Annotated in this window: 11 protein-coding genes and 1 tRNA gene; all 12 read left to right on the top strand. The window is 54.5% G+C overall.

What is annotated here, in order from left to right; all coding sequences use genetic code 11:
* Positions 1-3: 3 nt before the first annotated feature.
* Positions 4-1,080, top strand: coding sequence for an HAD-IIA family hydrolase (locus BINDI_RS04245; RefSeq protein ID WP_033490298.1), 1,077 nt, complete (start codon positions 4-6; stop codon positions 1,078-1,080).
* A 4-nt stretch (positions 1,081-1,084) separates the two neighbouring features.
* Complete coding sequence (locus BINDI_RS04240; protein ID WP_148301980.1) at positions 1,085-1,348, top strand: hypothetical protein; 264 nt, start codon at positions 1,085-1,087, stop codon at positions 1,346-1,348.
* Positions 1,349-1,361: 13 nt separating this feature from the next.
* Positions 1,362-2,144, top strand: coding sequence for a TlyA family RNA methyltransferase (locus BINDI_RS04235; RefSeq protein WP_052108952.1), 783 nt, complete (start codon positions 1,362-1,364; stop codon positions 2,142-2,144).
* Positions 2,145-2,266: 122 nt separating this feature from the next.
* Positions 2,267-3,295 (top strand): LacI family DNA-binding transcriptional regulator, encoded by a 1,029-nt coding sequence (locus BINDI_RS04230; protein ID WP_033490294.1) that lies wholly within the window; start codon positions 2,267-2,269, stop codon positions 3,293-3,295.
* 139 nt (positions 3,296-3,434) lie between these two features.
* Entirely contained in the window at positions 3,435-4,751 is a 1,317-nt protein-coding gene (locus BINDI_RS04225; RefSeq protein WP_033490292.1) for an ABC transporter substrate-binding protein, read from the top strand.
* A gap of 160 nt (positions 4,752-4,911) precedes the next feature.
* Positions 4,912-5,880 carry a carbohydrate ABC transporter permease gene (locus tag BINDI_RS04220; protein WP_045921369.1) on the top strand — a complete coding sequence of 323 codons (969 nt, stop codon included), beginning with the start codon at positions 4,912-4,914 and terminating at the stop codon, positions 5,878-5,880.
* 3 nt (positions 5,881-5,883) lie between these two features.
* Positions 5,884-6,741 (top strand): carbohydrate ABC transporter permease, encoded by an 858-nt coding sequence (locus BINDI_RS04215; protein WP_033490290.1) that lies wholly within the window; start codon positions 5,884-5,886, stop codon positions 6,739-6,741.
* Between the two features lies 1 nt (position 6,742).
* A complete protein-coding gene (gene yicI, locus BINDI_RS04210) occupies positions 6,743-9,163 on the top strand; it encodes an alpha-xylosidase (RefSeq protein ID WP_033490288.1) in 2,421 nt (806 codons plus the stop codon).
* Positions 9,164-9,288: 125 nt separating this feature from the next.
* Positions 9,289-9,365: transfer RNA gene (locus BINDI_RS04205), tRNA-Arg, on the top strand.
* 561 nt (positions 9,366-9,926) lie between these two features.
* Positions 9,927-10,856: a HamA C-terminal domain-containing protein gene (locus BINDI_RS04200; protein ID WP_033490286.1), complete on the top strand. Its 930-nt coding sequence runs from the start codon at positions 9,927-9,929 to the stop codon at positions 10,854-10,856.
* A complete protein-coding gene (locus BINDI_RS04195; RefSeq protein ID WP_033490284.1) occupies positions 10,853-13,375 on the top strand; it encodes a DEAD/DEAH box helicase in 2,523 nt (840 codons plus the stop codon). Before BINDI_RS04200 ends, BINDI_RS04195 begins: the two co-directional genes overlap by 4 nt.
* A gap of 337 nt (positions 13,376-13,712) precedes the next feature.
* Positions 13,713-14,483, top strand: coding sequence for a MerR family transcriptional regulator (locus tag BINDI_RS04190; protein WP_033490281.1), 771 nt, complete (start codon positions 13,713-13,715; stop codon positions 14,481-14,483).
* Positions 14,484-14,550: the final 67 nt, after the last annotated feature.

The raw sequence follows: 14,550 nt of genomic DNA, 5'->3' as shown, positions 1-14,550 counted from the left end.
TCGATGACCGCATTCCTGAAGGGTATCGAGACCTCGCTGTCCCGGACCTACCGTCTGGCCCTTTTGGACCTGGACGGTGTGGTCTACCGCGGTGCCAACCCCATCAGGAATGCGGCCACGGGTATATCCCAGGCTGAGTCGCAGGGGATGACCATTTCCTATACCACCAACAATGCGTCAAGGACCCCGAAAGTCGTAGCGGACCAGCTGCGTGGATTCGGGCTGGAGCTCGATGACCATCAGATTGTCACCTCCTCCATTGTCGCCGCCAGGATGCTTCGCCATAACCTCCATGCGGGGGCCAAGGTCCTGGTCATCGGCGCAGACCATCTCCGCGAAGAGGTCAGGGCCAACGGGCTGGAAGTGGTGGGTGCGGCAAGCGACCATCCCGAAGCCGTGATTCAGGGTTGGAACCCGAAACAGAACTGGGAAGATCTGGCAGAAGCCGCTTATGCCGTCGGGCAGGGTGCCCGCTTCTTCGCGACCAACATGGACAGGACCATCCCCCGGGAGGGGGGTATAGCACCGGGGAACGGTGCCATGGTCGAAACGGTGGCAATCGCCAGTGGCAAGTCACCGGAGGCTTCGGCCGGCAAGCCCGAGTCCGCCATGTATGACGAGGCCCGACAGATGCTGGCCGATGGAGCCGAGCCGATTCCCGTCAAGGAGTGCCTACCGGTCGGTGACCGGTTGGATACCGATATCGAGGCGGCCAATCGGGGCGGGTATGATTCCCTGGTGGTTCTGACCGGCGTGGCCAGTGTCGAGTCCATCATCCTGGCTGAGCCCAAATATCGTCCCACCTACATCAGCGCTGACCTACTCGGGCTGGTCACGCCACACGCAGCCCCCGAGAAGTCCGCCGACCAGATCTGGCATTGCGGGCGCGCCACGGCTGTTCTGAGGGATGGGACCGTTGAACTGCACTCCTCCGAGGTGCACGATGGTGTCGAGAGCACCTATGATCCCAGGACGGATCTGGACGCCGTTCGGGCCAGTGCCTGCGCCGTTTGGGAGTACATGGACCAGGGGCACGATGTGCACGACCTGCGTCTTCCCCAATTCAGAATCGGTGCCTGACCATATGGACAACCAGGGAACCGACCAGGGTGGCAGCAAGGCCACCCCCTTGAAAATGATGGCCCGAGCTGCTGGTGAAGCCGGACGGGTCGATGCCTCCTCATCGCAGGAGCCGACGGCCCGCGGGGAGAATGCTGCGGCCATCAAGGAGCTTGTCGGGCGATTCCCCGAGTTGGACCACATTGATGACCTGGGTCTTGAGGACCAGGTCAAGGCATATCAGAGTGCCCTTGCCGCACTCCAGAAGGAGTTGCATGGACAGGACTGATTCCCCCGAATCCATGGAAGACGCAGGGTCGGGTGCCCAGGTCGTAGAGCCGGGCCGTCTGGATCGTGTCATCCAGGATCTGGGACTTGCGGATTCCCGCTCCAGGGCCCAAAGGTTGATTCAGGATGGATCGGTCCGCCTCTCGGGCACCGTTTGCACAAAGCCATCGACCAAGGTGAAGACAGGCGACCTGATCGAGGTCGACAAGGGGCCCGACTACGCCTCCCGTGGTGCCTATAAGTTGGCCGGCGCCTTTGAAGCCTTCGAACCCATGGGGCTACCGGGGCCGGAAGGCCGTCATTGTCTGGACATTGGTGCTTCAACCGGTGGTTTCGCAGATCTCCTTCTACGCAGGGGGGCGAGCAGGGTGGTTGCCCTGGATGTGGGGCAGGACCAGCTGATTGACCGAATTGCCCGGGATTCCAGAGTCCTTGAGATGAGCGGCGTCAATATCCGCGATGTCGGACCTGACGATCTGCCCTACCGGCCGGACTATGTGGTCTCTGATGTCTCCTTCATCTCCCTGACCTATGTGATTCCCGTCCTGCCGGCCATCATTGCCCCGGATACCCACTGCATCCTCCTGATAAAGCCCCAGTTCGAAGTCGGCAGAACACTCCTCGGCCACCATGGCGTGGTCACCGAGGAGGATCGTCGTGTCCAGGCTGTGGAGCGTGTGACCAGGTGTGCCGAGGAGTCCGGCTTCGAAGTCAGGGGGCGGATACCGTCGCCCATTACCGGAGCACACGGCAATATCGAATACCTGCTCTGGCTTTCGAACGGTCCCAGGCCCTGATACATCGGTAGCCTGATTGATTGATGGCCTGCCGCATACCCGGCTGAGGCGGGCCGGAAAGGTCGCTGGTAACCAATGCTATATTGGTTCATGCCCAGTTTCCCCTTGTTGCAGGAGGTCACGTGGCCGGAATCAAAGACGTTGCCGCTCAAGCTGGAGTCTCCATCAGCACCGTTTCGTATGCTCTCTCAGGAAAGCGTCGGGTCAGCGACGAGACCAAGCTGAGGGTCCTGGAGGCTGTACGTCTTCTGGACTACCGCCCGAAGAAGGGGGCGGCCATGCTTCGGCAGGGGGCGCGGACCAGGTTGATCGCCCTGAGTTCCCCCATGCACAGCTATACCGACTACAGCAACTACGCCACCTTCTTCTTCGCCGTCGTGGCCAGGGCTCGCCGATATCACTACAACGTGGTCCTGCTGACGGATGAGAACGAGGAGGATGAGCTTCTGCGCATGTCGTACAGCGGCATGGTTGATGGGGTTCTCCTGCTGGACGTCAACACCGACGATGAACGGGTGGCGCATGCTCGGACCTCCATGGTGCCTTATGTTTCGATCGGTTGTGCCGAGAATCATGCCGATGTCGTTTCCGTGGACATGGACTTTGAGTCCATGGGCAGGATGGCCATGGATGAGTTCTACCGGTTGGGGCACAGGGAGGTGCTTTTTATCGGTGCCAGTGAGGAGAGCTACCGGTTCGGTTCCAACTTCCTCGTCAGGACAAGGGAGGCCATCGAGTCGCGCGCAAAGGTACTGGGGGTGCACCTGGATTTCAGGTATTCCACCGGGGATGACGCCAGGCACGTAGAGGAGGTCATCGCTGAGGCGTATAAAGCGACACCAGGGATTACTGCGATCATGGCCCAGACCAACATCAGCCATATGAATAACGTCATCGGCTCTTTATCCAGGCGCGGGAAGTCCATCCCCGGCGATGTGTCGCTTCTGGCCCTGAGCACCTTCGGCAATGCGTCGGTTATGGAGCGGCCCATCGATGAAATCCCCATGCAGCCCAACAAGACGTGCTCGCGTGGGGTGGATATGCTCATGGATCGGCTTGAGGGGCGCAATCTGAGCCTTGGGTCCGTTGAACTGATTCCCTCGAATTACCTGCGGCGGGGGTCTGTCGGGCCTGTTTCCACCAGAGGATGAGCCTTTCGGCGGTCAAATAGAAGCACCTTATCGAAAATTATCGAAATAGTCGGTCGATAATAGTGCAATGAATAAATTAAGTACTGGTTGTTCATGGCGAACGACCATCAAGCAAAGAGGCTGAAAGGAGAGGACTCCTATGAAGGTGTCTAAGAAAATCATGGCGGCGGCAACGGCTGTGGCAAGTCTCGTGGGACTCGCAACACTGTCTGGCTGCGGCGGCAGTGACAGCGCCCAGGAGGAGCACCCGGACTCCATCAAGATCTGGTACTACGAGGAGGACAACGGCTCCCAGGGCAAGGCCTGGAAGCAGGCCATAGCCGACTACGAGAAGAAGACCGGCGTGAAGGTCAACTTCGAAAAGAAGACCTTCGAACAGATCAGGCAGAATGCCAGCCAGATTCTGAACTCCGATGACGCCCCCGATGTCATGGAGTACAACAAGGGCAACGCCACGGCAGGTCTGCTGTCGAGCCAGGGGCTTCTGTCCAACCTCGATGATTACGTCACGAAGTACAACTGGGACAAGAAGATCACCGGTTCCCTGGCCGTGCCGGGCAAGTATGACGAAAAGGGAGTCATGGGGTCCGGCGACTGGTACGGCATCACCACCTACGGCGAAGAGGTGATGATGTACTACAACACGGAGATGTTCGACAAGTACGGCATCGCCATCCCCGGGACCATGGCCGAGTTGGAATCGGCCATGCAGCAGTTCAAGGAGAATGGCGTGACGCCCCTGTCCGAGGGTGTGGCCGAATATCCCCTTCAGCACCTGTGGTGGCAGCTGGTCCTGCAGAAGGCGGATTCCAAGCTGATTGACGCCTACCAGCGCTATGACGGCGAGGTCGACTGGGAAGGGCCTGCCATGACCTACGCCACCGAGACCATCAAGGACTGGGTCGACAAGGGGTACATCAGCAAGGACTCCACCGGTCTCAAGGCCGAGGATGCCGGGCAGAACTTCATGAAGGGCACCTATCCCATGTTCTTCTCCGGATCCTGGTGGTTCGGACGCTTCCAGAGTGATGTCCCCGATCTCAAGTGGCAGGTCGGTCTCTTCCCGGAGTCCAAGAAGATCCCCGGTGGATCCGGTAACATCTGGGTCATTCCCGAGCGTTCCAAGAAGAAGGACGCCGCCGCGGAGTTCATCAACATGACCCTGACCAAGGAAAACCAGAACCTGATGGGCAATGCCGGTGGTCTGCCCATTGCCGCCGACCCCGACAAGATCACCGATCCCAAGAGCAAGGAGCTGATAGCCGGGTTCAACGAGGTCATCAAGGATGATCGGCTGGGCTACTATCCCGATTGGCCCACGTCCACCCTGTACGACGAGCTGAACGCGGGTCTGCAGGAGCTGGTCAACGGGACCAAGGCCCCCAAGGACGTGCTTAAGGAACTCCAGGGCAAGTACGACAAGGGTGTTGAAACGTCAGGTGTGAAGCAGCAGTAGTCGCTGGGCGGTTCAGACCAGCTGAACCGCCAACAAGAGTCTGGTTTATTCGCCGGACCATTCCGCAGCATTCGGCCGGAGGGCCTGCCTCCGCAAGGGAGCGGGTCCTCGGCCTTGCGGGCCAGTATCCGAGCAGCAATCGTGCAAGAGGAAGTGAGAAATGCGATCTCGAAAGAAAGGCGCGAAGTCGGCCCCCTCCAGGACCGACGAAGAGCGCGGGATGTCCCGGATACCGGGCAATCCGTCAAGCCGTTTCTGGTGGTACCTGATACCGGGCCTGGCGGTCCTGCTCTGGATCATCATCATTCCGGCCCTGTGGAACATCTATCTGAGCTTCACCAACTACCGCGGCATACGGCCGCCTCGCTGGATCGGACTCGACAACTGGTCCAGGCTGATGAGGGATGCCACCTTCTGGGCCTCCTTCCGAAATTCAATCTGGATGATTGTGGCCATGGTGGTCATTCCCATCCTGGTCGGTCTGGTTCTGGCCTCCCTGGTATTCGACGTGGTGCAGAAGCGCTTTGGGGCAAAGACCGCCTCGACCATGCGGGCTGTGTATTATTTCCCCCAGCTCCTGCCCATCTCCGTGGCGGCCCTGGTCATGGGATGGATATTCCGGCCGGAGAACGGGGCGTTGAACGCGATTCTTGAGGGGGTGGGCCTGGGCCGTTTCCAGCACAATTGGCTGGGGTCTCCTGATACGGCGCTGATATTCCTCATGGTCATCATGATCTGGATCCAGCTGGGCTACCCGCTCGTTATCTTCATGTCGGGTCTGCAGAGGGTCGATCCGGAACTCTATGAGGCGGCTAGCCTGGATGGGGCCAACTGGTGGCAGAGGTTCAAGGTCATCACCCTGCCGGCCATCAAGCCCGAGATTTTCGTGGTCGCACTCACCTGCACCATCGCGGCCCTGAAGGTCTTCGCCCCTGTGTACATGCTGACCAAGGGTGGTCCTGGCGACAGCACCATCGTGCCTTCCTACTACTCCTACACCCAGTTCTTCCAATCCCAGCAGGTGGGGTACGGAGCGGCCATAGCTACGGCCCTGACGGTGGTCATCATCGTCATATCGATAGTCTTCACCAACCTTCAGCAGCGGGTTGAGAAAGAGGATGAGGAGTAAGCCATGAGTGCACATATCACCGTTCCCAAGGCAAGGAAGAACCGGACGGTAGGGGACTGGGTCATCCTGGCCCTGCTGATCGTCGGTGGACTGATCATGCTCTTCCCCTTCTTCATACTCCTCCTCAACGCCTTCAAGACCGCGGCGGATTACAACGCCTCGGGTCCGCTCTCATGGCCCAGTGAATTCAGTCTGGCCGGACTGGAGAAGTTCTGGACCAGGGTCAGGTTCCCCCAGAAGGTCTGGAACAGCATCTGGATCAGCGGTCTGGTGTCGGTTCTGGCGGTCGTCCTTTCAGTGCTGAACTCCTTTGCGCTCGGAATCGGCCGGGTCAAAGGGCGGCGTTGGATCGTCCTCCTGATCATGCTGGCCAACATGATGCCCCAGGAGGCCCTGCTCTACCCGCTCTACATCATGTTCAAGAGCATGGGGCTATACAACTCCCAATGGGCCATAGTCATTATATTCACCGTTATCCAGAGCGCCTTCGGCACCTATCTGCTCTCCTCGGTCTATGGAACCTTCCCCAAGGCCATCCTGGAGGCCGCGACCATCGATGGGGCCAGCAGGTGGAAGATTCTCAAGGACATCGTCTTCCCCATATCCACGCCTACACTGAGCGTCATGCTGGTCTTCTTCTTCATCTGGACATGGAACGAGTACATGATTCCCATGGCCTTCCTGATTGACAACTCCAAGCAGACCGTCCCCATCGCCATCGCCTCGCTGACCGGAGACAGGCTCATGGATGTGACCACCACGGCGGCGGCCTCCCTGATCAGCATCGTACCCACGCTGATCTTCTACCTCATATTCCAGCGCACCCTCTCCAGGGGTATTACGACAGGAGCAGTGAAATAAGATGAAATTCACCAATGGATACTGGCTGGCCAGGCCGGGGGTCGAAGCTCTGTACGCCCGTTCGCCCTACGAACTGTCGGTGGGCGATGACGGCAAGAGCATAGACGTGCTGGCCACCACGAGGGTGATTCATGACCGGGCTGATACGCTCAATCTTCCCACCTTCCGAATTCATGCATCGTCACCGGCCGAGGGGGTCATACGTGTCCAGGCCTCACACTGGAAGGGGAGCAGGGTCTGCCCGGGTTTCCCTGTCAATGAGCAGGAGGCGGATGAGGGGATCATAACCGCCAGCGCGCAGGGCCCCGGAGACGGGGAGATCGGTCAGGACGGGTCCACCGTCCGCCTGACCAGCGGCGACCTGAGCCTGACCATGACCAAGGGCGACTCCTTCGACATGACCTTCAGATGCGGCGAGAAGGAACTGACCCACGCCAGGGGCAAGTCCCTGGCCAGGTTTCTCCTTACCCCGGATGCTGCGGTGTCCACACAGCCGGTGGGGGAGTTCGGCGTCTCGCCCACGGCCCATGCCTACGACGAGTCACCGGTCTTCACCTCCATCCAGCTCGGACTGGAGGTGGGGGAGCGGGTCTACGGCTTCGGAGAACGCTTCGGCCCGTATGTAAAGAACGGCCAGACTATCGACATCTGGAATGAGGACGGCGGCACTGCGAGCGAGCAGGGATACAAGGACATCCCGTTCTACATGACGAGCAACGGGTATGGGGTCCTGGTCAACAACAGGGGGCATGTCTCCTTCGAGGTGGCCTCCGAAAACACGGAGACCGTCCAGTTCAGCGTCCCCGGTGAGGCCATCGACTTCTACCTGATTTCGGGGCCGGACCCCAAGCGGATCCTGGAACGGTACACCGCCCTGGTCGGCAGGCCCGCCGAGGTTCCGGCCTGGTCATACGGGCTGTGGCTGACCACCTCGTTCACCACCAAGTATGACGAGCAGACGGTCACCTCCATGATCGACGGCATGGCCGAAAGGGACATACCGCTCAGCGTCTTCCACTATGACTGCTACTGGATGCGTGAGTTCCACTGGACGGACTTCCAGTGGGACAAGCGCTTCTTCCCCGACATCGAGGGGACCCTGAGTCGTCTCCATGAGGACAAGGGATTGCACGTCTGCGCTTGGATCAACCCCTACATCGGGCAGGAGAGCATCCTGTTCGATGAGGGAGCGGACAAGGGCTACCTGGTGCGCAAGCCTGACGGTGACATCTGGCAGACGGACCTCTGGCAGGCCGGCATGGGACTGGTGGACTTCACCAACCCTGCCGCCCGCGACTGGTACAAGGGGAAGGTCAAGACCCTCCTCGCCCAGGGGGTCGACGCCATCAAGACCGATTTCGGCGAACGCATTCCCTCGGACGTGGTCTGGTTCGATGGATCGGACTCGGCCTCCATGCACAACTGGTACACCCAGCTCTACAACCAGACCGTCTTCGAGGCCATAGAAGAAGTGAAGGGCAAGGGGCAGGCCTGCCTGTACGCCAGGTCGGCGACCGTCGGCGGGCAACAGCAGCCGGTCCACTGGGGAGGCGACTGTGAGTCGACCTTCAACGGCATGGCCCAGACTCTGCGGGCCGGGCTGTCCCTGGTCAGCTCGGGTTTCGGGTTCTGGAGTCACGATATCGGTGGCTTCGAAGGTGCCCATCCCGATCCGGCGGTCTACAAGCGTTGGATCGCCTTCGGTCTCCTGTCGTCCCACTCCCGCCTGCACGGTTCCACCGTCTACCGGGTGCCCTGGCTCTTTGACCAGGAGGATGAGCGGCGCGGTGTGGTCAACCCGCCCGAGCAGACCGCCGTCAGCGTGCTGAGGAAGTTCACCAGGCTGAAGATCTCACTCATGCCGTATCTCTACCAGCTGGGACTTGAGGCACATGAGGCTGGGCAGCCCGTCATGCGGTCCATGTTCATGGAATTCCCCGACGACAGGACCGCTCTGGACTGCGACAGGCAGTACATGCTGGGACCCTCCCTCCTGGTGGCCCCGGTCTTCTCCTACTCCGGAGACGTGGAGTACTACCTGCCCAAGGGTGTGTGGACCAACTGGTTCACCGGTGAGCAGGAGGATTGCCGAGAGGCAGGTCACTGGATGAGCGGGCGGGAAGGCTTCGATACCGTACCGCTCTGGATCCGTGACGGAACCGTACTGGTTGCCCGGCAGGGGCAAACCAGTACTGAATATGCCTACGGAACGGATGTCACCGTCTCCGTCTTCCTGGCTCAGGATGGCAAGGCCGAGGCCCGCGTTCGTGACGAGGTCGGCGATGATGTGGTCTTCACCGCTGAACGTAGCGGTGATCAAGTGACCATCGTCTCCTCCGATGGCCGCGACTTCACCGGATGCCTGGGCAAGGGAGAGGGCGTGCGCTCCCAGAACGGACAAGTGGTGCTGACTGTTGCATAACAGCCGACCGGGTGTCGCCGCAGTTTGACGGATCGAATTGCGGCGACACACCAGGCTGGACGACAGCGCCAAATGCGGTAATATATATGAGTTGTCAAAAGCAAGCAGCTTGTTCGAGATGACATGCGCCAGTAGCCCAATGGATTAGAGCAGCTGACTACGGATCAGCAGGTTGCAGGTTCGAATCCTGTCTGGCGCACCACGCGGAAGTCCTACGGCTACAACGGCTGTAGGGCTTCTCTCTTATCACGTTGGTTCTTCCGGGAGCTGATTTTTGGTGACATTTGTGTGACAAAAGCCCACCGAAACAGGCCTTACTTAACGAACCTCCCTTCCGAATTTGAAGTGAGATAGGATTCCTCTGGCGGGGTGCCAAAGATGATTCTGCCTGGTGTGTCTTGGCTGCTCCAATTAATCCCTTAGGAAGATATTCGTCTGTGGGTAGTTCGGTTAATTTGTTCAGGAACGACTCTGAATAAGGTCTTGTCTACTTAGACTTTTTTAGGGTCAGGACTGGAGCATTAAATCCGTCTGCTAAGCGCTACTATCCGAACTATCGGTTGAGCCTCTGAGATAGACCGGTTTGCGCACTGTCCTGCTTCCGGTTGTGCAGGCCTGATTCTGTCGACGGATGGCACAGTTGTAGGTGCTAGGAGAGCTGTTAGATGTGCTCATGAGATGAATCTAAATACGGTGATATACGAGAACAAAGTTTATGATTATCTAGATATTTGTAGCATATACTGTTTGCGAAGGATTCCTCATGGTCGAGTTCTCGGAAGATGCCCAGGCTGCGGTGAATTGGTTCGAGCAATTAGAGGACATTAGTTTATTTGAAAATGAACTAAAACCCACAAAAATGAGGATATTCATGCCAAAGCTGGATGGACATGAATTTGACTACTCAGGGATGAAGGATGTTCTTTTTAACCCGTTGACCTACTATGTCCTCAGTCGTAAAAGCGTAGACGAGTATCTTGAGCATAAGCAGTATCAGCAGATGACGCAGGCTGCTAGGAGGGCTTTCAAAGATTATGCGCGCAATAAAGGGGAATTGGGAGAGCTTATCCTTTATGTTCTTCTCGAGGGACACCTTAAAGCACCAAAAATCCTCTCTAAGATGTCATTGAAGACTTCTTCTCAAGATTATATTAAAGGCTGTGATGGGGTACATCTTCTTAAATTGGATAATGGCAGATATCACCTGATATTCGGAGAGTCAAAGCTCTACAAGAATCTGACTGCTGGATTTCGCGCAGCGTTTAAGTCAATCAATAGTTTCCTTGGCAGTGGCCCTTTAAAAGAGAAAAAAGACTGGGAAGGGCAGCTTATCAGCCAGCATATTGATGATGAAAAGCTCAGTGAAAAAGATGCTGTTGAAGCAATTAAGCAAGTAATCTATCCTTCTCGGCGAGGTGCTGAGAAATTGAAGGGCATCAAATTTACCAGGACTTTCGGGATTTTTATTGGATTTGAAATAAAGGTTGATAAAGAAAAAGAGAACTTGGACGAAGATGAGTTTGAGACTTGGATTAAATCATTTGTGTCTGAGCAGATAAGGGGACTAGTGGGCACAATCCAAAAACAGATTGAGAACCAGAAGCTGAAAGGGAAGCATTTTTATGTCTACTTGATGCCGTTTACGGACTTGGCTAAGACAAGAAGAGAACTAACGAAAGAACTTACATCGTGAATGCACAAAAAACTGTAACCGATTTGCTTAATGAACAGGCTATGAACGATGTCTATCTTTATGAGTTGTTGGAAAAAGCTCAAAAGAACTATGGCTCCCAACTGTTTGGAGAAGAACCTGCAAGATTGGAAGATAAAGAGTTCGCAGATATTTTGCGGTTTGCTGATATCTTGTCCCGGTCAAAGACTCCAATCAACAAAAATGTGGCACTAAAAATCATTTCTGTTCTTTACGACGAATATATGAACAATAATGCCTTCAAGCTATTTTCGAAGAGTGTTCTGACAAAACTGGGTTTATTTCCTTCAATTTCGTTCGTCGAGGAAAAAGGGAACGACGCCCAAGATTTAGAGTTTGTGATTGATGGCGGCATCAAAAGAGAAATCCAAAAGACAGCAGATGGTAAGCATGTTTTAACCGATCAGCAATTCAAGATACTGAATAAAATGATGAACTCGAACCACTTCAGCTTTTCTGCTGGCACATCATTTGGAAAGTCATTTCTTTTTGATGAATATGTGGAACGCATGATTCACGGAGCGAATTCTAGCCAGAATTTCGCCTTTTTAGTTCCCACTCGAGCATTGATAACGCAGGTGGTGAATGACTTGAATGAAAAGGTTGAATTGCTTAATAGAGGGAGCAAAGACAGACAGTATAAGATTATAACCAGTCCAGAAGTGCCCTTGCTATTTGCGAAGAACAAGTTTATTTTTGTATTTACGCCTGAGCGATTAGTTTCCTACTTCAGTAAGGAAAATCCGGTAATTGATATCTTGATTGTGGACGAGGCGCAAAAGACCATATCCGATGATGAAAGATCGCCACTGTTCTACCATGCAATTTCATTGGCGAAACAAAAAAGCGTCAAGTTATTCTTTGCCTCGCCCTGCGTGCCAAACCCTGATATCTTCTTATCTCTAGTAGGAAACTCGGCTGAGGAAGTATCACGCGTGCAGGATTTGAGTGTCACGCAAAACGTTTTCTTTTTAGATTTTGTTAAAGGTAAAGCATGGCAGTATTTTGACTTCATATCCGAGAACGAAAGTAGCTATGCTGAGTTGCCCCTTCCTTGGTCGGGAGTAAATGAGGTTTTTGACCACTTCTCGAACAAAGGACAATCGCTAGTATATTGTAATTCTGTAGGGACGACTCTACGTGAAGCAGAGTGCGAGGCGAAACGACTTCCTGCTGATAAGTCACCAGATAGAGTCCGTCTAGCTAAATTTATCCGTGAGACAATCCATGAGCAGTATGATTTAGCTAACTACGTAGAGAAGGGTGTTGCTGTTCACTTCGGTGCCTTGCCACAATTGGTGCGTAATAGGGTTGAAGATGCCTTTAAGAGCGGAGTTATTCATTCCCTATTTACTACCTCGACGTTGCTTGAAGGGGTCAACTTACCTGCCAAGAATCTCTTTGTGCTCTCAAAAAAAGTTGGCCGAAGCAGGATGGATCAACTTTCCTTTAGGAATTTAATTGGTAGAGCCGGGAGACTGTCGAAAGAACTGTCTGGGAACGTTATTGTTGTTCGGAGTAAGGAAGACGACTGGTCTGAAAAAACGGTCAGTGATTTGCTTACGAAAGAGGTGTGTCCTTTAGAAACCGCTATAATTACTGGCGACAATCGGTTTTATCAGAATATCGGTAACGTGTTGCTAGATAAACCGTTAACCCGAAAGAAAGTGTCGATTAAAGAAAAACGACAGCTGTCAAGTTATGCCACGATTTTTGCATATCAGCAGAATGCGCGAGTTGATTCTGTCCTCCATACGACTTTCGCAAAGAAGAACCCGGACATGCCCGAGGTCCTTCGCAAGGTTGAGGCAATTGATGTGCCAAGCAGTATTCTTATGTCTGCTATTTCGATTAAGCCCAAGTATCAGCAACAAATTTATGTATCTGGTGATCGATATAGCTTGCCGACTACGTACGATTACGAATCGTGTTCAAAAGTTTTGCACGCAATGTTTGATTACTATAACTGGTCAGAGGAAGAGGACTCAAAAAAACTGGGAAACCGACAGAATCTTCCTTATTACACAGTTCTAATGAGCGAATGGCTCAATTCTCGACCGCTGAATCTAATTATACAAAGTACTTTAAACTTCTACAGTAAAACAAAGAAAAAGATATGCACGGATTATATCAACTGGGTAGAATTCGATGGCAGTAATTCTGTACATGTTAACTCGGTTATCAATGATGTGATGAGAGATCTGGAAAATATCGTCCGCTTTACCATTAAGACATACGTTAGTAACTACATGCAGCTGACTGATCAGGCTTCAAGTGGGTGGGGAGACTACTTGAACTACGGAACTAACGACCCGTTAATCATAGAACTGGAAAAATTAGGTTTTGAGAGATACGTCGCTATTGAACTTCAAAAGAAAGCCGAGGATGCATTCGTAATGTCGGAGAATAGTGAAATTGCTGGTGTGACTAAGGAAAAGCTCGCCGCAATTAGTTTCTCGCACGAGACAGAGCAGGCCGTCAGCCGTATTCTACTTGGATAGTAGACTGCCTGCGGGTTTGAAGGCCAAGGTCCGTAATTGCTGCCTTCCCCTTGTGTTATGAGAAACCAGTAATCTCAATACAAGAAGTGCGAGTGTCCGAATTTTGCCATCGAGCATATCTGTGGCATGGGTGTGCGGATTTGACCGTCGAGGACTCTCCACTACTACGAGGTTCGAGAGCGGTTTGCCTTCGATTAGTGCTAAGAGTCAGATTATTCCGATTGCTATTGAGCAGGAGTGCAATCTGTGCTTACTCAGTACTTGCCGGTTCTTCAATAAAGAGTATGGTTCCCTGCCAATTTGACCTTGACAAGATGTCAGGGTTTAGGGTCGGAATATGACGCGAGATGACGATTATGAAGGCGATTACGGCCAACCGTGGCTAAGTATCGGTGAGACCGCTGAACTGATGGGGGTCACCCAACGGATGCTGCGTCATTGGGAGGCGGTCGGGTTGCTTTCGCCGATGCGTGGGCCGGCCGGTTACCGGCAGTACCGGCAGGAGGATATCGCACGTCTCGAACGGGTGTTGACGTATCGAGAAATGGGATTCGATACTCGACAGATTAAGAGTCTGCTGAGCTCTTCAACTTCCTTGGCGTTGAAGGAACTACGAAACCAACGTTCCGAAATGGAGAAGAAGATTCGTCGCCTCGAAGGATCCTTAGGTGGGGTGGACCGTCTAGTTGCCATCGCAGAGGGGAAGCAGCAGAGCCATCAGCTCCAGGAAGCCTGGCAACGTTGGGGCGTTAGTCAGCAGTGGTTGGAGTATGCAGAGAGGAAAACCTCTCGCAACCGGGCACGGTGGCAACGGGATATGGCCCACCTGGGAGAAGTGGAAGCAAGACTCGGGCAATCCAAGCGGAACGGCCTCGATCCGACTGGCGATGAAGCTTTAGAGCTGATTGAGGAGCACCGGCGGGCTTTGGCATGGTTCCATGTGACCCCATCCATGCATCTGATGCTAGGGCGCATGTATGTGGCTGACCCTCGATTCAATTGCCACTATGAACAGTTCGAGCCTGGTTTAGCCGAGTGGATGCTGACCGCCATCGAAACAGCCGCGCGTGTTCACGGAATAGACCCTGCCACCGCTAAATGGGAATAACGGAGAGGCGCAATAGCAGTTCCCTACCTCACTAACTGTTTCGCAAACCTAACCATAAAAGGGGGCA

Source organism: Bifidobacterium [indicum] DSM 20214 = LMG 11587 (assembly GCF_000706765.1).
Taxonomy (GTDB): Bacteria; Actinomycetota; Actinomycetes; order Actinomycetales; family Bifidobacteriaceae; genus Bombiscardovia; species Bombiscardovia coryneformis.
This window is presented reverse-complemented; position numbering and strand designations above follow the sequence as displayed.

What these genes read in the sequence shown, in the direction of transcription:
- BINDI_RS04245 (WP_033490298.1), top strand. Translation starts at nt 4, where the DNA reads ATGACCGCATTCCTGAAGGGTATCGAGACCTCGCTGTCCCGGACCTAC.
- BINDI_RS04240 (WP_148301980.1), top strand. Translation starts at nt 1,085, where the DNA reads ATGGACAACCAGGGAACCGACCAGGGTGGCAGCAAGGCCACCCCCTTG.
- BINDI_RS04235 (WP_052108952.1), top strand. Translation starts at nt 1,362, where the DNA reads ATGGAAGACGCAGGGTCGGGTGCCCAGGTCGTAGAGCCGGGCCGTCTG.
- BINDI_RS04225 (WP_033490292.1), top strand. Translation starts at nt 3,435, where the DNA reads ATGAAGGTGTCTAAGAAAATCATGGCGGCGGCAACGGCTGTGGCAAGT.
- BINDI_RS04220 (WP_045921369.1), top strand. Translation starts at nt 4,912, where the DNA reads ATGCGATCTCGAAAGAAAGGCGCGAAGTCGGCCCCCTCCAGGACCGAC.
- BINDI_RS04215 (WP_033490290.1), top strand. Translation starts at nt 5,884, where the DNA reads ATGAGTGCACATATCACCGTTCCCAAGGCAAGGAAGAACCGGACGGTA.
- yicI (WP_033490288.1), top strand. Translation starts at nt 6,743, where the DNA reads ATGAAATTCACCAATGGATACTGGCTGGCCAGGCCGGGGGTCGAAGCT.
- BINDI_RS04200 (WP_033490286.1), top strand. Translation starts at nt 9,927, where the DNA reads ATGGTCGAGTTCTCGGAAGATGCCCAGGCTGCGGTGAATTGGTTCGAG.
- BINDI_RS04190 (WP_033490281.1), top strand. Translation starts at nt 13,713, where the DNA reads ATGACGCGAGATGACGATTATGAAGGCGATTACGGCCAACCGTGGCTA.